The organism is Pararhodobacter zhoushanensis (genome assembly GCF_025949695.1).
Lineage (GTDB): Bacteria > Pseudomonadota > Alphaproteobacteria > Rhodobacterales > Rhodobacteraceae > Pararhodobacter > Pararhodobacter zhoushanensis_A.
This window is the reverse complement of record NZ_JAPDFL010000001.1, coordinates 1,425,048-1,445,199: the sequence shown is the minus strand read 5'-3', so window position 1 is coordinate 1,445,199 and position 20,152 is coordinate 1,425,048. Positions and strand designations below refer to the sequence as shown.

Sequence of the window (20,152 nt, the reverse complement as noted above, 5' to 3'; positions counted from 1 at the left end):
TAAAGTTATGACGAACCTCACCCTCAAGCAGTTCCGCTATTTCGAAGCCCTCGCGCGCCATGGCCATTTCGGCCGTGCGGCCGAAGCCAGCGCGATCTCGCAGCCTGCTTTATCAATGCAGATCAAAGAGTTGGAGGAATCGTTGGGCACGCCGCTGTTCGAGCGTGGCGCCCGGCAGGTTCGGCTCACCGCTTTCGGCGAGGGCTTCGCGATCCGGGTGCGCGACATCCTGCGCTCGGTCGAAGAGCTGGAGGATCTCGCCCGCGCCTCACGCGATCGTTTGACCGGGCGGTTGCGGCTGGGGGTGATTCCCACCATCGCGCCCTATCTGCTACCGGCGCTGATCGGCAACCTGACGCGGATCAACGCCGATCTGGACATCCACATCCGCGAAACGGTAACGCCGAAGCTGCTGACCGAGCTGCACGAAGGGCGGCTGGACACCGCCATCGTCGCCCTGCCCGTCTCGGAACCCGCGCTGACCGAGGTGGCGCTGTTTTCCGAAAGCTTCGTGCTGGTGCGCCCTGACAGCGACGCGGGCAAGCCGGTGCCAAGCCCCGAGCGCCTGCGCGAGATGCGCTTGTTGCTGCTGGAAGAGGGGCATTGCTTTCGCGATCAGGCGCTGAGCTTTTGCAACCTGCAAAGCACCCTGCCCCGCGAATTGCTCGACGGCTCGTCGCTGTCAACGCTGGTGCAGATGGTGGGGGCCGGCATCGGCGTGACGCTGATCCCGGAAATGGCGGTGGCCGTCGAGACGCGCTCGGCCGATGTTGCCGTGTCGCACTTCCCCGAGCCGCAACCCCAGCGCACCATCGGCATGATATGGCGAAATTCCAGTCCGTTAGCGCAGCAGCTCACCCAGATCGCGGGTGTCGTGCGTCAGACAGCAGAGGTGCTGTCAAAGCGGATTGCCCCGGTGTGACCCGGGGCAATCGCTTCGTACCCAACCCGAGGGATCAGAAGTTGAAGGTACGACCCAACGTCAGGCGCACGTCGCGGCCCGACCGTGGATTCGAGAAGGCATAGCCGTAGCCGCCGACATCCAGCGCGTTATAGTAGTAACGATCAAAGACGTTGTTGACCGCCAGCTGGACCTCGACCCCGCGCAGCGCGCCCTGATCGGGACGCCAGGTGACAAACAGGTCATGCACGCCATACCCCGGCACCGCATCGCCCGACGCGGTTTCCATGCCGCGTGCGAAGGTGCCGCGCCAGCCGAATTCGAGGTTCTGCGCCGGCAGGCGATGGCCCAGTTCCAGCAGGATCTGATGCGACGGCGTCGAGGCCAGCACGCGCCCGGTGGTCTGATCCACCCCGTCGATCATGCTGGCAGCCACGCGACCGAACCAGCGCTCGCTTTGGTACGAGGCTTCCAGCTCGACCCCACGGATGCGCGCGCGACCGATGTTGGTAAACGGCACACCGCCGCCGGTGCGGGTGATCATGTCGCGGAACTGGTTGTTGAACGCGGTCAGTTTCAGGTCCAGCCCGTCACCAGCCATGAACACGTCCCGCCCCTGCCACGAGAAGCCCAGCTCGATGGTGCGCGCGTGTTCCGGGCGCAGGCCAAGCGGGTTGGTCGCGGTGGGATCGGCGCTGTCGAAGACCTCGTCAATCGTGGGCAACCGGGTCGTATCGGCCAGCGAGCCGAACACCGACCATGCGTCGTTGATTTCATAGTGCATCGCCAGCGAGGCGGCAGAGCCACCATGCGTCACCGGCTGGTTGAGCAGGCTGGCATCCGCCCCCGACGTCGCCTCGAGCCGCGTGTGGTCATAGCGCAGCGCGCCAAGGATGGTCAGACGCTCGTTCAGGATGAACTCGTTCTGCAGATACAGGCCCCAGGTGTCGCTGGTGCCGCCGGGCTGCGAGGCATAGCCGGTTCCACCGACAACCGCGACACGGTCACGCCGTGCGATGGTGCCGCCAACGGTCAGGTAGTTTTCCCAGGTGTCGCCCATCATCGTGAAGGTGTTGCGCGCATCAAGCGCCAGACCTTCATAGGCATATTCGGAATCCTGCCACAGGCCATAGGGCGGGGCAAAGGGATAGCCCGGATAATTCGTCGCATTCTCCTGCACGACGCGCGACTGGGTCCACGACAGCTGCACGCGCGCATCGACCCACGGGTTGTCCGATGCCGGGTTTTCCCAGGTGATCTGCGCGGAATCGTCGGTCACTTCGCGGTCGACATTGCCGAAGATCGAGAAATTGCCATAGGCCGAATAGGGAACCTGCTCGCCGCTGGTGGTCCAGCGCGAGGCCGAGAAACGCAGCGTCTGCTCGCTTTCGTCCGACAGCCGGATGGTGCCGCTGACCAGCGCCGAGCGGGACTGCATGTTCGAGCCGGTGATTAGCGAGCCGTCGCCAGCGTCGGCATCGCCCTCGGACCGGGTGGTGATCGCCGCCAGCATCTCGACCCGTTCGTTGAATCGGTGCGCAAGAATGGCCGACCCCAGATAGCCCTCGCCGTTGGAATTGCCGCCCGCGCGCAGCCGCAGGGCGGTGCTGGATTCGTCGGTCAGGAAGTCCGAGGCATCGCGTGTTTCGAACGCAACGACGCCGCCGATCGCGCCCGCGCCATACAGCATCGACGAGCCCGGCCCGCGCAGCACTTCGACGCGGCGATAGAGCTCGGGCTCGCCGAAATGCGACCCCACGCGGTATTGCTCGTAGTATTTCTGCACGCCGTCGATGGTGACGATGATGCGGTTCTCATCGGACGAGGTCGAGGTGCCGACGCCCCGGATGTTCAGGAACTGCCCGGTCATCGCCGAGCCGCCAAAGGCCTCGGCCCCCGGCACGGCGCGCAGCAGATCGCCAAGCGTCGAGGCTTGCTCGCGCTCGATGTCGTCGGTCTCAAGCGCGGTGACGGCTTGCGGCGTGTCGATGGCGACACGGGCGCGGCCTGCGCCCAGAATGATGCGGCCCAGCATGGTGAAGACGCTGTTGTCCTGTGGCGTCTGGGCGGCGGCGGGGGTGCCAAGCGCCGTCGCCAGCGCAAGGGTCGAGACAGCGCCAAAGCGCCGGATGGTGGGTGACATGGGTCCCTCTTACAGTTGATTTCGCTGGCTGGACCGCTGGCATATTGGATGAGTCAGGCCGCAGCTTGCGGCAGGATGAACACGCCGCCATCAGGCGGCGGGGTAGACACCTTGAGCGCGCAGCCATAGGCGCGGCTCAGGATGGAATCGGTAAAGACGTCGCGCGCCGCGCCATGGGCCAGCACGCGCCCGCTCTCCATCAGACAGACGGCATCGGCGGTCATCGCGGTCAGGTTCAGGTCATGCATCACGGCAATGACCCCGCCGCCCGCCTGCGCAAACTCCTTGGCCAGCCGCATGATTTGCAGCTGATGGCCAATGTCCAGCGAGGCGACCGGCTCATCCAGAAACAGCCAGCGCGGCTGGCACGCGACAACGGGCCGCCAGACCTGCACCAGCACCCGCGCCAGATGCGCGCGCTGTTGCTCGCCGCCCGAAAGCTGTTGAAACAGCCGCCCCTCATAGCCGCTCAGCCCGACCCGCTCCAGCGCGCGGCGCGGCAGGTCGGCGGCGTCCGAGGCCAGCGCGGCCGTGCCGGTCAGGCCCAGCCGCACCACTTCGAGCACGGTAAACGGGAAGGCCAGCGGCATCGCCTGCGGCAGCACGGCGCGGCGCTCGGCCAGCGCTTCGGGGCGCCGGGTGCTCAGGTCGGTGCCGTCCAGCAGGATCTGGCCGGTATAGGGCAGTTCGCCCGTCAGCGCACGCAGCAGCGTGGTCTTGCCCGAGCCATTGGGGCCAACGATGCAGGTCAACTGACCGGCACGGGCATTGAAATGAATGCCGCGCAGGATCGGCTTGCGGCTGAGAGAGACAGACAGATCAAGGGCTTGCAGCATGCTCACAGGTCCACCAATCCGCGTTTGCGCAGCAACAGCCACAGGAACACCGGCGCGCCCGCCAGCGCGGTGACGATGCCGATGGGCAGCTCAGCCGGGGCAACGATCACGCGCGAGACCATGTCGGCCCCCAAGAGCAGCACCGCCCCCAGCAGCGCCGAGCCGGGCAGCAGAAAGCGGTGGTCGGGCCCGATGGCAAGGCGCAGCAGATGGGGCACGACGATGCCGACAAAACCGATGCCGCCTGAAATCGCCACGGCCGCCCCGACCGAGGCCGCCACCGACAGCACCGCCAGCGCCTTGATGCGCTGCACCCGGATGCCCAGATGCATCGCCGCCGCCTCGCCCAGCGACAGGGCGTTGAGGCCTCGGGCAAGGAAGGGCGCGGCGGCCAGACCGGCCAGCATCACCGGCGCGGCGACGGCCAGTTTGGCCCAGCTGGCCCCGGCCAGCGAGCCAAGGTTCCAGAAAGTCAGATCCCGCAGCTGCGCATCATCCGCCCGTGCAATCATCACCCCCATGCCCGCCCCGGCCAGCGCCGCCAGCGCGATCCCGGCAAGCAGCATCGTCGCGACCGAGGTGCGCCCGGCGCGGGTTGCGACGGCATAAAGCAGCATCGTCACGCCCCATCCCCCGACAAAGGCCGCCAGCGGCACAAGATGCGGCCCGCCAAAGGGCAGCAGACCGCCCAGAACGATGGCAAATACCGCGCCCAGACCGGCACCCGCACTGACCCCGATGATACCGGGATCGGCCAGCGGGTTGCGAAACAGCCCTTGCAGCACGGCACCCGACACCGCCAGCGAGGCCCCGACCAGCATGCCGGTGATCAGGCGCGGCAGGCGGATGTCGAACAGGATCACCCGCTCGCGCATGGCGATCTCTGCCCCGGCCAGCCAGTCGCCCATCACCGCCAGCGGCGAAACCCCCGCCGCGCCGACGGCCAGCGAGGCCGCGGCGGTGGCCGCCAACAGCAGCACCAGCGCCAGCAGCATCGCGCGGGCGCGCGGGGCACGGTCACCGCTGCGCACCGGGGCTTCGCTGGGGATCGCGACCATCGGCTCAGCCCTCCAGCGCGTCCATCAGGGCCTGCGCGGCCTCTGGGGTCCGCGGGCCAAAGCCCAGCAGGAACGCGCCATCCAGCCGGATGATGCGTCCGGCCTCGGCCGCCGGGGTCAGCCCCAGCGCGGGATGGGCAAGGATATCGGCATCGCTCAGCGCGTGATCGCCCGACCGGTCCATCATCACGATGGCCTGCGGCGCGGCGGCAATGATCGCCTCGTCGGTCATCTGGCGATAGCCGTCAAAGCCGGTGATCGCGTTCTGCGCGCCTGCCAGTTCCAGAATGCCTTCCGCCGCCGTGCCCTGCCCCGAGGCCAGAACCCGACCGCCCGCCGCCGACAGCACAAAGATCGCGCTCACGGGTGCTGCATCCGCGCGCGCCTCGGCCAGCGTGGCAAAGGCGCTTTGCACCTGCCCGACCAGCGGCGCGGCGTCGAGGCTCAGCGCCTGCGCGACGGCCTCGATGCGGTCGATGACGCCTTGGGCGGTATAGCCGCCGGTGACGCGGACAACCGGAACATCGGTGGCGGCGACCAGATCCAGCGTGGCTTGCGGGCCTGCATCGACATCCGCAAGGATCAGATCCGGCCCCAGCGACAGCAGACCTTCAGCCGACAGGGCGCGCATGTAGCCGACATCAGGCAACGCGGTCAGCGCCTCGGGGTAGCTGACCGTGGTGTCGCGTCCGACCAGCCGGTCAGACGCGCCCAGTGCCGCGACGATTTCGGCCAGCGCAGAGCCCGCGACCACCACACGCTCTTGCGCCAGCGTGGGGGTGGCGGCCAGACAGGCCGCCGCGATCAGAGAAAGGCGCATGGCTCAGGCCCCCGTTTCGGCGGGCATCTCAGCACCAAGCGCCTCGGTCATCGCGATCCACGCATCGGTGTCGGGATCCCGCTTGCCGAACATTTGCAGGATCAGCCCGCCTTCAGCATCAAACGCCTCGATCGAAATCGCGGGGCCTTGCTTGGTCGGCTTGTTGACCAGCCAGACCTCGGCGATGTGATCGGCGCGCAGGTGCAGGTTGAAACCGGGGTCGAGGACGTTGATCCACGGACCCATCGGCTCGACCCGGTGGATCAGCCCGCCGTGGATTTCGATGCAACCACGGTTGCCGACGAAGATCATGACCGGGATCTGACCAGCAGCCGACCGGTGCAGAGCCTCGGTGAAGGCTTCGGGCTTCAGGGATTTCGCATAGGGCTCGCCGGCGATGCGGTACGCGCCCAGACGGTTCATCCGCAGTTTCGAGGTCAGGCGCATGAACTGATGGGTATCGGTCATGCCGTCCCATTCCTTGCGCAGGATATCAAGCTTTTCAGGGTTCGACTTGGCCGCTTCGGTCGGCGCGCGGGCAATCGTGTCGATCTGGTCCGACTGATCCTCGAGCCGCAGATCGGCGACCAGCGCGTCGAAGGCCGCGACATTCGAGGCTTCGCGCAGGTGGACCTTGTGCACCGCGTCACCCGCCGCATCAAAGATCTGGATCGAGCGTTTGTCGCCGTCGGTCACAGCAAAGCCATGGGCCCAATGCGACGGGAACATGCGCATGTCGATATCCGGTCCCAGGACCATCGCGGCATGCTGGCCCGAGCGATAGTCCAGATAAGTCCCGTCACGCTCGATCACGCAGCTGTCGTTGCGCGTCAACGCCATCACGGTGCCCAGCGTCTCGATCGCCGGGAACAGACGGTCCAGCGACGGGTCGATGCGGACAACAGCGGTGCCGTCGACCATGGCGGCAACCAGATGCGCCTCGGTCACACCCAGCGTCTGCGCCAGATCACGGGTGCGGCTTTTGGGGTTCTCGGCACGGGCGCTGCGCAGCGCGGCGGGCGAATCGGGGGCGATGGTGCTCATGGGCTATCCTTTGCGGTCAGAATTTGGCTGTCGGGGACGGCGCGGCTCTGGCGGAAAGCTGGATAGCGCAGGGAGCGCGTTCGCAAACGCGGCTTACTTGACAAGTTCTGTAAGGTATTCTAGCGAAAAGATGCAAGCGGAAAAACGGAATTCTTTCCGGGCTTTCGCAGCACGCGAGCCTTCTGCCAACCAGCAGATCCCGTCCCAGTCCCGGAGCCCCCCATGGCCACCTTCCCCCGTTTTTTACCGCTGGCCCTCTGCGCCATGGCGAGTTTTGCCCAAGCCGCGCAGGCCGATCCGCTGCGCATAGAACTGAACGCCCTGCACCCGCGTGACGGCGCCTGCCAACTGGTCTTTGTCGCGCAGAATGGAACCGGGGCCGACGTATCGCGGCTGGTGCTTGAAGCCGTCTTGTTTGGCCAGCAAGGCCAGGTTGCGGCGATGACGCTGCTCGACCTGCAGGATCTGCCGGCGGACCGGATGCGCGTTCGCTCGTTCGAGATCGGCGGGCTGAGCTGCGGGGACGTCAGCCGGTTGCTGATCAACGGCCTCAACGAGTGCGCGCCCGCTGACAGCGCCGCCTGCACCGCGCCTCTGGCGCTGGAAAGCCGCGTTCCGGTCGAGGTGCTGCAATGACGCTGTTGATGGACGCGCTCAACCGCGTTGCCGATCTGGGCGGGCCGGTGGTGATGATCCTGCTGGCCATGTCGCTGATTGCCGTGGCGCTGGTGCTGGCCAAGCTGTGGCAATTCGTGCGGTTGGGGGTCGGTCGTCACGCCGCGCTGGATCAGGCGCTCGGCGCCTGGGATCAGGGTGACGTGCAGCGCGCTTGCGCCGAGGCTGCCGCCGCCCCGACCCATCTCGCCGCCGTCGCCGTCGTCGCCCTGCGCGCCGCCGAGGAAACGCACCGCGATGACCCCGCTTTGCGCGCGCGCCTGACCGGGCTTGCTGCCGGGCGTCTGGCGCGGCTGTCCGCAGGTCTGCGCGTGCTGGATTCCGTGGCGCAGGTCGCGCCGCTGCTGGGGCTGTTCGGCACCGTTCTGGGCATGATCGAGGCGTTTCAGGGCCTGCAATCGGCGGGTTCGGCGGTTGATCCCTCGGCGCTGGCCGGCGGGATCTGGGTGGCGCTGCTGACCACGGCCGTCGGGCTGGTGGTGGCGATGCCCGCATCGCTGGTGCTGACCTGGTTCGACGGGCGCATCGCGCACGAGGCGCGCATGGCCGAACGGATTATCGACACCGCTCTGTGTGCCGGTCTGGGTGCCGGTCTGGGCGCCGGTCTGGGCGCGCGCCATGCCTAGCCTGGTGCCCCCGGTGCGGCGGGCCAACCTGTCGCTCACCTCGCTGATCGACGTGATTTTCCTGCTGCTGTTGTTCTTCATGCTGACCTCGACCTTCACCAAACTGGGCGAACTGGAGCTGAGCGCCGGCACGCCCGGTGGTTCCGCGACCGAGCCGCCGCTCTTTGTCCAACTTGCGCCCGAATCGCTGGCTGTGAACACCGAACCCGTTGCCCTGGACGCCCTGCGTGCCCGGCTTGACGGGACCGAAGGCCTCGTGCTGGTCTCTTTGGCCGAGGGCGTCACCGCCCAACGGCTGGTCGATGTTCTGGCTGTGCTGCGCGGGGCCGAACTGAACCTTCAGGTGCTGCCATGAGCCTTGTCCCGCCCCCGACCCGTGCCAAGGGTGAGCCGACGATCGGTCTGATCAACGTGGTCTTTCTGATGCTGATCTTCTTCCTGATCGCGGGCACCATCGCGCCCCCTCCGGGTGACGGCATCGCGCTGGTGCAGATCGCGGATCTGGATGGCAAGGCCCCGCCCGAAGCCCTGGTCATCACCGCTGATGGCACGCTGCTCCACCAGCAACAGCCCACCGACGCTGACACCTATGTCGCCTCGCTGGGTGAGCCGCGCATCGCCCGCCTGCTGCCCGACCGCAATGCCCCGGCGGCGCAACTGGTCACGCTCAGCGCCGCGCTGCGGGCAGCGGGGGCAGAACGGGTGGTCATTCTGGGCGAGCGGGGACAGCCATGATCCTGTCTGCTCAAGCAAGACGCGCTGCCTTCGACTGGCGGGCGCTGGCGATGACCGGCGCGGTGTCGGTCGCGGCGCATGGGATCTTGCTCAGCGCGTTCGTGCCCTCGACCGATCCGGTGCAGATCGCGGGTGGCGCAGCCTCTGCCCCCGCAGCTTTGGGCAGCGCGTTCGAGGATTTCACCCAAGGCGCCCTGCCCTCGACGGCCTCGATGGCCGAATCGACCCAAGCCCCGGTTGCCCCGCAAACGCCGCCCGCACAGGCCGCGCCGCCCCCTCCGCCGCCCGCTGCGGCAGAGGCAACCCAGACCCCGACCGCGCCCCAGACCCCTGCCGCCGCTGCGGCACCCAGAACGCTGCCCCCCGCTGCCGTTGCCGGCACCACCCCGCTTGCGGCGCAGACACCCAGCACACCGCCCGAGCCGCTCACGACAGCGCGCGCAACGCCGGTTCAACCCACGCCGCCAAGCCCCCCGTCGCTGGCCGAGTCAGCGCCCACAAGCCCCCTGCCAACGGCCACCCCAGAACCCGACGTCACCGTCCGCACCGCCGACGCCACCACGCCGCGCCCTCAGCAGCGCCCGTCACCGCAGCAGGCAAGTGCCGCGCAACCCGCGGGCAACAGCGAACGGAGCGCCCGCCGTGGCAGCGCCGACGGCACCACGGGTGCCGCGACACAGCGCGCCGAGCGCCCGGCAACCGCCGCCAGCGCCCCCGGCAACGCCGAGGCGTCGAATTATCCCGGTCAGGTGATGCGCGCGATCCGCCGCGTCCGGCAGCAATCCGTTCGTGCGCGGGGTGTGGCTGTGGTCGCCTTTACCGTCGCGCCCGGTGGCGGGCTGGCGTCGGTCAGCATCGCACAGGCCTCGGGCAGTCGCGCGCTGGACAGCGCCGCACTGGATCACATCCGCCGCGCCGCGCCGTTCCCGGCACCGCCACCCGGCGCCCAGCGGCGGTTTTCGTTTGAATTTGTCGGGCGTTGAACCCGCGTCGCCCTGAAGAGAATCGCGCGCCGGCACCTTGCCGCGCGCGATTTATCATCTCGCTTTTTCAGTAAAGCCGAAGAGACCCAGACGGCCAGGGCCAAAGGCGGGCGCATCCCGCCTGATCGCCGCGCGCTGCAACTCTCATAATTTCATCAATACAATTAAGCCGTTACCGGTTCAGCCCCTGGTCGAACCTTTCCCACCTCGGCGCGAGCTTGCCCAACCCTTCGTCCGATAGGCGCGCAACGGATCGTTGCAGCGGGAACGCAATCTTAAGAGTTGGCCGTCTACCAAGGCCATCAGGACGTTCCTTGAATTGCGAAGGTGAAAGCCGTGGCCGAAACCGAACCTGAACCCTTGATCCTCGATCCGGACGAGTGGATGGACGCGCCGCAGGCGGTCATTGATGCCATCCTCGCGCGTACCGGACCCCGTCTGGTCATCAACGCATCCAACAGCGGGGCCCTCCCCGGTTCGGTTGCGCAATTGCTTCTGGCCGCGCGACGAACCGCTGCGGCACGGGATCAGACCCTGCTCATCGTGCAGCCGTCACAGGCCGCCCAAGCCAGCCTCTCCGCGCTGGGACTCGACCACCTGTTGACAGAGGACGGGGTATGACCGGCAAGACCATTCTCGCGATCGACGACTCCCGCACCATTCGACAACTGGTGTCGCAAACCTTGTCCGAAGCAGGCTTCGAGGTCACCACCGCCGTCGACGGTGAAGATGGGGTTTCCACCTTCCTGCACAGCCGGTTCGACGCGGTGATCACCGACATCAACATGCCCAAGCTGGACGGTTTCGGGGTGATTGATGCGATCCGCAAGGGCACCGCCAACCGCAAGGTGCCCATTCTGGTGCTCACCACCGAAAGTTCGGTCGAATTCAAGGATCGCGCGCGCGGTCTGGGGGCGACCGGCTGGATCGTCAAACCATTCGAAGACCATCAACTGGTCGATATCCTCAAACTGGTGACGGGGGCCGACGGAGCATGAGCAACGATGCGCTACGGGCAACATTCTTCGCTGAATGCGAAGAACTCATCGAATCCCTGACCGAAGGGCTGGACGCGATCGCCCAAGGGGATCGCGACAAGGAAACCATCAACGCGATCTTCCGCGCGGTCCACTCGATCAAGGGGGCGGCGGGTGCCTTCGGCTTCAACGACCTTGTCGCCTTTGCCCATCGCTACGAAACCGTCCTCGACCTGATCCGCGCGGACAAGCTCGACATCAGTGCCGAAATCCTGCGGCTGATTACCCGGTCGTCGGATGCACTGGCTGAACTGGTCGAACTTACGCGCGACACCGGTTCTGCGTCTCTGGACCCGGTCCAGGATCTGATCAATGACCTTGAAAGCCACGCCGAAGCGGTCAAATCCGAAGAGCCGCCCGAGCCGGACTTCGTGTTTGCCCCTCTCTCGCTCATCCAGATTGACGATCCCTCGCCAACGCCGTCCGGGTTCGTCATCCGGTTTCAGCCAAAGGCGGCCTTCTACACAAATGGCCACGAGCCCGCTCGCTATTTCGCGGCGCTCGCGGGTCTGGGCACGCTTTCGGTCGCCTGCGACATCACCGCGATCCCACCGCTGACCGAGTTTGATATCGACGAAAGCTATCTCCGGTGGACTCTGACGCTGACCGGTGACACCAACCCCGACGCTGTGAAGGCGGTCTTCGCCTTCGCCGAAGGCCTCTGCACGCTCGATGTTTCGCCCCTAGCCGATGCGCAGGAACCCGACACGAGCATCGAGCCAACCGAACCTCCCGCCAGCCTCTTTGGCATCCCGCTGGACCTGCCCCCTCTGCCCCAGCAGAACCGCCAGCGATCATCGAGCCAAGCATGTCGCCTGCCGTCCAGAACGCTGCCGCTGCCCCGGCGCAATCCGCTGCAAAAGTCCCGGTGAAGACTGCAACGACGCTGCGGATTGACCCCGATCGCGTGGACCGGCTGATCAACACGGTCGGTGAGCTGATCATCAACCATGCTGTCATCAGCCAGAAACTGGCGGCCTGCGGGATCAACAACGACTCCGAAATCATGGCCGCGCTGGACGACTATCGCTACCTCGCCCGTGAAATTCAGGAGGGGGTGATGTCCATCCGCGCCCAACCGGTCAAATCGCTGTTTCAGCGGATGGGTCGCGTGGTCCGCGAAGCGGCCGAAGCCACGGCGAAACCGGTGAACTTCATCTCCGAAGGCGAAGCGACCGAAATTGACAAGACAATCCTTGAGCGCCTCGCCGATCCCCTGACCCACATGTTGCGCAATTCGGTCGATCACGGCATCGAATCCGCCGAAAAGCGCCAGCTGGCCGGCAAACCCGCAATCGGCAGTGTTCGTCTCACCGCGGCACATCGATCCGGTCATGTCGTGATAGAGGTCGCGGACGATGGCGCCGGGTTAAACCGCGAACGAATTCTCGCCAAGGCCATCGAAAAGGGCCTCGTCCCCGCAGATGCAAAACTTTCCGAACCCGAGATCGACGCACTGCTCTTTGCTCCGGGGTTTTCGACCGCCGACAGTGTGACCAATCTGTCCGGCCGCGAGGTCGGCATGGACGTGGTCAAGACGACCATAACTTCGCTTGGCGGCAAGGTCGGAATCGCCAGCGTGCCCGGCAAAGGATCAACCTTCACCATTTCCCTGCCACTGACGCTGGCGGTGCTCGACGGAATGGTGATCGGCGTCGGCTCGGAAACCATGGTTCTTCCCTTGTCCAGCGTTGTCGAAACCGTCCGCCCCAGCCGCTCCGACATCCATGAAATCGGTCCGGGCGAGTGCGTCCTCTCGGTGCGCGGGACATTCTTGCCGGTCGTCGACCTGTGCCAGCTTTTCGGTTTGCGTCCCGTGCGCGCTGCCGCAGCCGACCGCTCCTATGTGATCCTCGACGCGAGCGACACCAGCGTGGCCATCGCTGTCGACGCCATCTGGGACCAGCGACAGGTCGTGATCAAAAGCCTCGAAGGGAACTACGGCACCGTCACGGGCATCGCCGCTGCCACAATTCTGGGCGACGGGAAAATCGCCTTGATCATCGATTCCGAAGCCTTGGTCGGGCTGGTGGCGCCACGCCGCACCGCCCGCCCTCTTGTCGAACTGGAGGCCTGAGATGAGCGAAAAAGAAACAACGGAAAGCGCACGGACGATTGAGTTCGTCTCTCTGACCGCCGGCGGGCAGGGGTTCTGCATCGAGATCACGCTCATTCGTGAAATCCGGCGCTGGAGTCAGGTAACCGCGCTCCCCTTCGCCGAAGACTCGGTTCTTGGTGTGATGAACCTGCGCGGCGCGGTGATCCCCATTGTCGATCTTGCAGCCAGGCTTGGTCTCGGCGCAACAGAAATCGGTGCGCGCAATATCGTCGTCGTTACCGCCATCGGCAGCAAGATCGTCGGACTGGTTGTCGATTCGGTCTCTGAAATCCTCTCGGTTAATGTTGAGACCATTCGCCCGAACCCGACGTTGCGACGTGATGGCACCGGGAATCACGTGGTGGGTCTGCTGCCCGTTGATGATGTGATGCTGCGCGTGCTCGATCTCGAAACACTTTTCGCCAAAGGAACCGAGGAAGCCGCATGACCGCGCAACTGCGTTCACCACCGGCCGACGCCGAGCTTCAGTTGACCGAAGCTGATTTTGCACGCATCGCGCGCATCGCCAAAGCGGGGTGGGGCCTTAGTCTCGACAGTGCAAAACGGCCGCTTATCCGCTCGCGCCTCGGGCGCCGGCTGAAGGCCCTGAATCTCGCCAGTTTCGACCCCTATTGCGAGATCATCGAATCCGGCGACACCGTGGAATGCGACCATTTCATCACCGCGCTCACGACGAATGTGACACATTTCTACCGCGAAGCGCATCACTTCGAGCTGCTGGAGTCGGAGGTTCTTCCCGGTCTCATCGCGCGGGCCCGCAAGGGTCAGCGGGTGCGCCTGTGGTCTGCGGGCTGCTCCTCGGGTCAAGAGCCGTATTCGCTGGCCGGTTCCATTCTGGCGCTGGCCAAGGACGCCGCGTCTCTCGACCTCCGCATCCTTGCAACAGACGTCGATCCGACGGTTCTGGTGACGGCCGAAGGCGGGCGCTATGAGGCGCAGTCTTGCGTTTTCCCCTCACCGGCGCTTGAGGCCCGGCTTTTCAACAAACCGTCCACGCCGCCTGAGGCCTTCCGAACGATCAGACCCGAACTGCAGCCCTTGATCGCTTTTCGGCGGCTTAATCTCATGCAGCCTTGGCCATTTTCCGGGCGTTTTGACGTGATCCTCTGCCGCAACGTCGCCATCTATTTCGACAAGCCGACGCAAACGCGACTGTGGACGCGCTTTTCCGAAGCACTGAATGACGGCGGTTCTTTGTTGATCGGACATTCAGAACGCATCACGGCTCCCGCTGAGCATGCACTCGAGGCGGTCGGCATCACAGCCTATCGCAAAACCGGCCTTCTCCCGACCACCGCGCCCCGATGAAAGAGGACCAACAATGGCACTAAAGGATATCCTCAAAGTCATGATCGTTGATGACATGTCGGTCAGCCGAGGGTTGATGACACAAGGGCTGGAAGAAATTGGGATCAAGAATATCGACTTCCAAAAATCCGGTCAGGACGCGCTCAACCGTCTGGCGGTGAACCCCGCGCATCTGGTGATCAGCGATTACAATATGCCGGGTATGAGCGGCCTCGACTTGCTCGAAAACCTGCGCAGCAACAAGCAGACGCAACAGATCGGCTTTATCCTTATCACCGGCTCACCAAGTCAGGACCTCCTGGAAAGGGGCGTCAAACTGGGGCTTAACAACCTGATAAAAAAGCCTTTTACGACACAAAGCCTCAAAGCCTCGATCGAGGCGGTGGTGGGCAAGATATGACACTTCATGGCCCATTTCCGATTCCGCCGGTCCTGGGCACGATTGCCGACGTCATGTCCGAAATCCGCCACATGTTGCTCGTCTACGAAGCCGCAATGACAGGGGACACTCGAACGCTGCAAAACAAACGCGCGGTGCAGGACTTCGACCTTGCGATCCAATCGTTGCACGACCTGGAGACGATCACGCGAAAACTGGCCTTGGAACTTCCCGATGATCTGGTTTCGCGCTCTGCTGTGAGTCTGGGACGGCTCCAACTGGAAAGCAGCCGAAGCCGTGTGGTGGCCGCCGCGCAGGGTACCGTCGGGGCGCGCCCGCAAAGACAAAAGCCGACCATAGACCTTTTCGCACCCCCGCCCGACGAGGCCACAGTCGGCGACATCGACACAGGATCAAACGCCGAAACGTCCTAACCGCGCCCGCGTTGACGTTCTTTCCATCAAGGATTCAGCCATGCTTACACGTCTTACACAATCGCGGATTGGCCTTCGCCTTCCTGCCATGGTGGTCGTGGCCCTCGCGGTCAGTCTCGCGGCAGCGAGTGCAGTTTACTACTACAGCATCAAGACTGCTCAACAGACACTTGCACACCACCTGGCCGAGTCGCTCGCAGGCCACACCGAAACGGCCTATCGGGTCTGGCTTGATGGCATGTTCCGGCTGACAGAAGATCTCGCCGAAGGGAGCCTTGCACCAGAAGCGCTGCGTCAGTTCAACGACGCTCTGGCGCTGCAACCAGATGGTTGGCAGAGCGATCTTCGGCAAGCCTATATCGATGAAAACCCCTTTGCTGCCGGCGAACGCCAGAATTTCGACCAAGGCACCAGCCGTCCCGCGTATGACCGGGTCCACGACGCCTTTAATCAATACCTCCGCGAGCACCTGGAACGCTTTGGCTACTATGATCTTTTTCTGATCTCGACCGATGGCGACATCCTGTATTCAGTTGCCAAAGAGGACGACTTTGCGACCAGCGTCGTGTCTGGCCTCTACGCCGATACGGGTCTCGCGCGCGCATGGCGCGCAGCAATGGATGCGCCGAGCGCCATCACAAGCTATGCCGATTTCGAACACTACCTTCCCAGCGGAAACGCTCCGGCATCGTTTCTCGCGCGCCGCATTGTCGATCTTGACGCGCCAGGAACCCCCGTAATCGGTGTGGTTGCGATTCAACTGCCGGAAGAAGGCATTGTCGAGGCTTTGAACAACATCACCCCCCTGAATCCACGGGATGATGCCTATATCATCGGACCAGATGGATTGAGCCGCAGCCCGAACCGGTTGGAAGGCGCCCTCAGCGTCCTAAGCCCGCTGCCCGATTTGCCCCAGATCGCAATGGCCCAGGCTGGTGAAACTGGCTTCATTGAACACGTGCCCGGCCTGCATGGGCATGAGGTCTTAGCCTGGGTAGAAACATTCGAGTCGCATGGCTTGGCGCGAGCGGTCGTTGTCGAACTTGACCACGCCGCAACCTTCACCGCGTTGACAGAGTTCAAGCGTACGGTGCTTGTCTTCATGGTGATTGGTATCGCTATTTTCCTGGGGGTTGGCTACCTCATTGCACGCGCCATCACCAAGCCGTTGGGCGCGCTTCAAGGCTCCATGGAGCGTATCGCCACGGAAGATTACGAAACGGCGGTTGTCGGCATTGACCGACGCGATGAGCTCGGCGAACTGTCGCGGCGGCTCGATGTCTTTCGCAACAAACTCATTGAGGGTCAAATCGCAGATGAACAGCAGCGCCAGTCGCAGATCGAGCAAGAGCTTGTCGTCAAGGACTTGGGCCGTGGTTTGCGCGGCCTTGCCAGCGGGTACCTGGATACGCGGCTGACCGATGCCTATTCCGGCGGTTATGAACAACTGCGCGCGGATTTCAACGAGACAGTTGAAACCATGGAGAACTTGATGCGATCAATCGCGTCGAATGCCATGGAAATTCGCGCCCGTGCCGAAGAGATCAGCGCCTCGTCCGATGATTTGTCACATCGCACCGAAAACCAGGCGGCGACGCTCGAAGAAACCGCCGCAGCGCTCGATGAACTGACAGCCAGTGTGCGGACGGCAGCCGAGAGCGCCTCAGAGGTTGAGTCCGTTGTCGCTGATGCGCGTAAAGAGGCCGAGAAAAGCGGGCAGGTCGTGTCGGAAGCGGTATCGGCAATGTCGATGATCCGGCAGTCATCCAATGAGATTTCTCAGATCATTGGTGTGATTGACGACATTGCCTTCCAGACCAACCTTTTGGCGCTGAACGCTGGGGTCGAAGCCGCACGAGCCGGAGACGCGGGGCGCGGTTTCGCCGTTGTTGCGTCAGAAGTGCGCGCCTTGGCGCAGCGGTCCTCTGAAGCTGCGAAACAGATCAAGACCTTGATCACCGGCAGTGCGGAACAGGTGGAAACGGGTGTCGGCCTGGTTGGCCGTGCCGGCGACACGCTTCGCATGATCATCGAACGCGTCAGCAACATTGATCAGCTGATTGGCGGCATCGCCACGGGCTCGCGCGAGCAATCCGCCGGTCTTGGTGAAATCAATGTTGGGGTTTCACAACTCGACCAGGTCACGCAACAGAATGCCGCAATGGTCGAAGAGGTGACCGCAGCAGCGACGACCCTAAACACGGAATCTTCGGCGCTTATGCAAATTGTTTCGCGGTTCAGGCTGAACGACAGCGAGGTCAGTATGGATGCCTCTGCTTTCACGGCCCATGTCGCCCGACAGGACGCACCCAGACCGGCTGAGAACGAAGACGACGACTTCGCTGCCGCAGTTCAAGCGCCACGACATGCGCAAGCTGCACCGCCGATCGCGGCAAATCTCGCGCGCTGGCAGGATTTTTGAGGTGGTTAGGTTCTAGGTCGGGAGAGGATAAACAATGCGATTGCTGATAGCCGACCCGGATAGTCCTCACAGACGCGCGGCTTCGGAAAGATTGGGCGCGTTTCCGGGTATTCGCGTGTCCGACCTTTGCGCTGACCTGACCGCGACATTCAACGCCGTCGAGCACAGGCCACCCACGCTGGCTCTCATCGCGCCAGAACTGGTGGCACTGCCTGAGTTTGAAATGATGGAGATGCTCTTCCGTTCGCTTTCGGTACGATGGATGCCTCTGGTGTTCGGTCGCAGCAATGCACCGCGTTTGGGCACTCAACTTGTTGCTGATCTCTCTGGTGATGACGCTTCGCTACAGCAGAACCTGCGGGCTCGGCTTGCGTCCGGGAACGCGCCGATGCCGCGGGCAAACACAGGATTGCTGCGTTCTGTAGGGCAATCTGCTGACGAGGGAGTGATCCTGATCGGTTCGTCAACCGGTGGGATTGACGCGCTTCTCCAGGTCCTTGGCAGCTTTCCCGAAGATTGCCCGCCAACTTTGATCGTGCAGCATACTGGTGGAGCCTTCAGCAGTGGGCTTGCCCGCCTGTTCGACCGAAATGTCGCCCCACAGGTCCGCGAAGCGCGCGACGGCGAGCCCCTGCGGCGTGGATCGGTTCTGCTGGCACCGGGTTCGGACCAACACCTCGTCTTGCACACGCGACAAGGTCAGTCCTGTCGTTTGGTTGACGGCCCGCGCGTCAGCGGCCATCGACCGTCGGTCGATGCGCTTTTTGCGTCAGCGGTTCCGATCGCTAAAAAGGTTACAGCCGCAATCCTGACCGGGATGGGCCGCGATGGTGCCGACGGAATGCTTGCGCTCCGCCAAGCCGGCGCCCGGACCATTGGCCAGAATCGTGCCACCTCGGTGGTCTACGGCATGCCCGGTCAAGCCGCTGAACTGGGCGCTGTCGGGAGCGAACTGCCAATTGGTGACATCGGGCCCGCACTACTGCGAGCCGCGCAGAGGAAAACGGCGTGAAACAGCCCTTGCAACACTGGCCACCGGGCTTTCAAACCCGCACCGTCGCGGTCATTCGCGGGGATTTCCAAGTCTCGTCGGACCCGTCTGTTGTTCTGTCAACGGTTCTGGGGTCGTGCGTATCCGTTTGCATGTTCGATCCCGGCGCGAAGATAGGCGGGATGAACCACTACCTGCTGGCCGAAGGGACGGAGTCTGACGCAAGCAGCCTGAAATACGGGGCGCACGCAATGGAACTTCTGATTAACAACTTGCTCAAACAAGGAGCCAAGCGCGGCACCTTGCGTGCAAAGGTGTTTGGCGGCAGTCGAATGACCGGACGGTTTGCCGATATCGGCCCGCGCAACGCCGAATTTGCGCTGCGCTATCTCGCGGCCGAGGATTTCGACGTTCAGTCGCACGATCTGGGCGGCAATGCCGCTCGGCGTGTGAATTTCCACCCTGTGACGGGGTATGCCCGCGTCATTCATACCGCACCCGACGAAGAGACCACGGTCACGCCAGCGCGCGTACCCCTGCGGCCGCCAGCGTCGCGCACTGAAGGTATCACACTGTTTTAGCCCAGAAATTCTGCCGATAGGGTCCGTGTAATCGCCGGTGACGGAAACAGGCCTTTGTCGCGAGACGGCAGTACCTGAGGTGAGCAACAAGCCGAGGTATCTGCACCCCGCCGGTCGGTCAGGAGCGACGCTTTTCCATGAGATCGCGGGGCTCCGTCAGCGGCGCGTGGCGCAACCAATGAGGACGGACCACGCGCCTCGCTGGCCTTGGAGATAGGTCAACGCGGTGCAACTCGCGCGTCCGAAAGGGCGCACAGACCAAACCTGCCCGCTCGCCGAACCTGCGGGACACCTCACAGAACCAAGGGACAACACCACAAATCACGGAACAAAAGCCGGGCAAGGCCGACATCAAAGATTGCCTTGAAGCCCAGACCTCCCGGGCCCGGTTAGCGTTTCGCAGCGCTGAGCCGTGCGGAGCGATGAAGCCGTAATTGTTCAACAGCACAGGCATCGATCGGACGATCGACATCGGGCAGAACATTGTCGAGATCGTCCAGAACACCCGGAATCCTGGCTGTTTCAAGCAACGATTGGCTCGTGTCGCGGGTCGGATTTGCGAACCGCAGCATTTGCGGCTTTGCCGGCTTGCGGTCAGATTAGCGCTGCTCGGAAGTATCCCCACCCTGTTGTGAGCGCGGCACGCCAGCTCGGGAACTGCTTGCCAACAGATGTGTCTGCATCTGGCACCGCACGCCATGCGCATCGCACTACGTGCGTGTTGAGCAGCGCATCGCGCAACCACAGCATGGTGTCGGTCAGGCGGCCCGCAGTCGCTGTCTGGTTGACATCGGCCTTCTTGCAGTCATCAAACCCGCAATTGCAGTCTTCCAGCATCGCACCCAAAGGGATTCCGACCAGAATGGCGCCGAGAGGGTAAGGATCATCGGTCACGAATCTGCTCGATTTTTGTGTGACCCCCGAGCTGTCGTCCATCTTACCGGGAACGAGAAACGTCCTGGACCGCGCGTCAACAACGCCGACTTGCACATCTTGACTGAATCACCCGCCTGCCCGCCGCCAACAACGGACGCCGGCCCGCAGGGACCGGCATCTCTTC

The 20,152-nt window shown here is 64.0% G+C and carries 23 protein-coding genes; 17 read left to right on the top strand and 6 right to left on the bottom strand.

The features are described from left to right. The first annotated feature begins 7 nt into the window (after positions 1-7). Complete coding sequence (locus OKW52_RS07130; protein WP_264505112.1) at positions 8-922, top strand: hydrogen peroxide-inducible genes activator; 915 nt, start codon at positions 8-10, stop codon at positions 920-922. Positions 923-956: 34 nt separating this feature from the next. Here OKW52_RS07130 and OKW52_RS07125 read toward each other — a convergent pair whose 3' ends face one another. From OKW52_RS07125 to OKW52_RS07105, 5 genes are read right to left on the bottom strand one after another with little or no spacing between them, the layout of a single operon-like run. Further along, complete coding sequence (locus tag OKW52_RS07125; RefSeq protein ID WP_264505111.1) at positions 957-3,044, bottom strand: TonB-dependent receptor domain-containing protein; 2,088 nt, start codon at positions 3,042-3,044, stop codon at positions 957-959. 53 nt (positions 3,045-3,097) lie between these two features. Beyond that, positions 3,098-3,880 carry a heme ABC transporter ATP-binding protein gene (locus OKW52_RS07120; RefSeq protein ID WP_264505110.1) on the bottom strand — a complete coding sequence of 261 codons (783 nt, stop codon included), beginning with the start codon at positions 3,878-3,880 and terminating at the stop codon, positions 3,098-3,100. A gap of 2 nt (positions 3,881-3,882) precedes the next feature. Next, the gene (locus tag OKW52_RS07115; RefSeq protein ID WP_264505109.1) at positions 3,883-4,938 is read right to left on the bottom strand and encodes a FecCD family ABC transporter permease; all 1,056 of its coding nucleotides are present in this window, start codon (positions 4,936-4,938) and stop codon (positions 3,883-3,885) included. Positions 4,939-4,942: 4 nt separating this feature from the next. After that, positions 4,943-5,758: a heme/hemin ABC transporter substrate-binding protein gene (locus tag OKW52_RS07110; protein ID WP_264505108.1), complete on the bottom strand. Its 816-nt coding sequence runs from the start codon at positions 5,756-5,758 to the stop codon at positions 4,943-4,945. 3 nt (positions 5,759-5,761) lie between these two features. After that, a complete protein-coding gene (locus OKW52_RS07105) occupies positions 5,762-6,802 on the bottom strand; it encodes a hemin-degrading factor (protein WP_264505107.1) in 1,041 nt (346 codons plus the stop codon). Positions 6,803-7,024: 222 nt separating this feature from the next. On the opposite strand from OKW52_RS07105, the gene OKW52_RS07100 reads away from it, so the two are divergent. The 16 genes from OKW52_RS07100 (at position 7,025) to OKW52_RS07025 (ending at position 19,092) form a co-directional block, all read left to right on the top strand. After that, a complete protein-coding gene (locus tag OKW52_RS07100; RefSeq protein WP_264505106.1) occupies positions 7,025-7,438 on the top strand; it encodes a hypothetical protein in 414 nt (137 codons plus the stop codon). Further along, positions 7,435-8,103, top strand: a complete 669-nt coding sequence (locus tag OKW52_RS07095; protein ID WP_264505105.1) for a MotA/TolQ/ExbB proton channel family protein — start codon at positions 7,435-7,437, stop codon at positions 8,101-8,103. The genes OKW52_RS07100 and OKW52_RS07095 overlap by 4 nt, the downstream gene beginning before the upstream one ends. Further along, complete coding sequence (locus tag OKW52_RS07090) at positions 8,096-8,458, top strand: ExbD/TolR family protein (protein ID WP_264505104.1); 363 nt, start codon at positions 8,096-8,098, stop codon at positions 8,456-8,458. Before OKW52_RS07095 ends, OKW52_RS07090 begins: the two co-directional genes overlap by 8 nt. Further along, entirely contained in the window at positions 8,455-8,838 is a 384-nt protein-coding gene (locus tag OKW52_RS07085; protein ID WP_264505103.1) for an ExbD/TolR family protein, read from the top strand. Before OKW52_RS07090 ends, OKW52_RS07085 begins: the two co-directional genes overlap by 4 nt. After that, positions 8,835-9,821, top strand: coding sequence for a TonB family protein (locus OKW52_RS07080; protein WP_264505102.1), 987 nt, complete (start codon positions 8,835-8,837; stop codon positions 9,819-9,821). The genes OKW52_RS07085 and OKW52_RS07080 overlap by 4 nt, the downstream gene beginning before the upstream one ends. Positions 9,822-10,157: 336 nt before the next feature. Beyond that, a complete protein-coding gene (locus tag OKW52_RS07075; protein WP_264505101.1) occupies positions 10,158-10,442 on the top strand; it encodes an STAS domain-containing protein in 285 nt (94 codons plus the stop codon). Next, entirely contained in the window at positions 10,439-10,819 is a 381-nt protein-coding gene (locus OKW52_RS07070) for a response regulator (RefSeq protein WP_264505100.1), read from the top strand. The genes OKW52_RS07075 and OKW52_RS07070 overlap by 4 nt, the downstream gene beginning before the upstream one ends. Continuing rightward, positions 10,816-11,730, top strand: coding sequence for an Hpt domain-containing protein (locus OKW52_RS07065; protein WP_264505099.1), 915 nt, complete (start codon positions 10,816-10,818; stop codon positions 11,728-11,730). Before OKW52_RS07070 ends, OKW52_RS07065 begins: the two co-directional genes overlap by 4 nt. Beyond that, the gene (locus OKW52_RS07060) at positions 11,667-12,935 is read left to right on the top strand and encodes a chemotaxis protein CheA (RefSeq protein ID WP_264505098.1); all 1,269 of its coding nucleotides are present in this window, start codon (positions 11,667-11,669) and stop codon (positions 12,933-12,935) included. Before OKW52_RS07065 ends, OKW52_RS07060 begins: the two co-directional genes overlap by 64 nt. Position 12,936: 1 nt before the next feature. Beyond that, a complete protein-coding gene (locus tag OKW52_RS07055; protein WP_127104931.1) occupies positions 12,937-13,404 on the top strand; it encodes a chemotaxis protein CheW in 468 nt (155 codons plus the stop codon). Continuing rightward, complete coding sequence (locus OKW52_RS07050) at positions 13,401-14,285, top strand: CheR family methyltransferase (protein WP_264505097.1); 885 nt, start codon at positions 13,401-13,403, stop codon at positions 14,283-14,285. Before OKW52_RS07055 ends, OKW52_RS07050 begins: the two co-directional genes overlap by 4 nt. A 13-nt stretch (positions 14,286-14,298) precedes the next feature. Further along, positions 14,299-14,685, top strand: a complete 387-nt coding sequence (locus tag OKW52_RS07045; RefSeq protein WP_264505096.1) for a response regulator — start codon at positions 14,299-14,301, stop codon at positions 14,683-14,685. Then, positions 14,682-15,098 carry a hypothetical protein gene (locus OKW52_RS07040; RefSeq protein WP_264505095.1) on the top strand — a complete coding sequence of 139 codons (417 nt, stop codon included), beginning with the start codon at positions 14,682-14,684 and terminating at the stop codon, positions 15,096-15,098. Before OKW52_RS07045 ends, OKW52_RS07040 begins: the two co-directional genes overlap by 4 nt. Positions 15,099-15,138: 40 nt before the next feature. Beyond that, positions 15,139-17,520, top strand: a complete 2,382-nt coding sequence (locus OKW52_RS07035; RefSeq protein ID WP_264505094.1) for a methyl-accepting chemotaxis protein — start codon at positions 15,139-15,141, stop codon at positions 17,518-17,520. Between the two features lie 115 nt (positions 17,521-17,635). Continuing rightward, the gene (locus OKW52_RS07030; RefSeq protein WP_264505093.1) at positions 17,636-18,532 is read left to right on the top strand and encodes a CheB methylesterase domain-containing protein; all 897 of its coding nucleotides are present in this window, start codon (positions 17,636-17,638) and stop codon (positions 18,530-18,532) included. After that, positions 18,529-19,092: a chemotaxis protein CheD gene (locus OKW52_RS07025; RefSeq protein WP_264505092.1), complete on the top strand. Its 564-nt coding sequence runs from the start codon at positions 18,529-18,531 to the stop codon at positions 19,090-19,092. The genes OKW52_RS07030 and OKW52_RS07025 overlap by 4 nt, the downstream gene beginning before the upstream one ends. 594 nt (positions 19,093-19,686) lie before the next feature. Here OKW52_RS07025 and OKW52_RS07020 read toward each other — a convergent pair. Then, positions 19,687-19,986 carry a hypothetical protein gene (locus tag OKW52_RS07020; protein ID WP_264505091.1) on the bottom strand — a complete coding sequence of 100 codons (300 nt, stop codon included), beginning with the start codon at positions 19,984-19,986 and terminating at the stop codon, positions 19,687-19,689. Positions 19,987-20,152 lie beyond the last annotated feature (166 nt).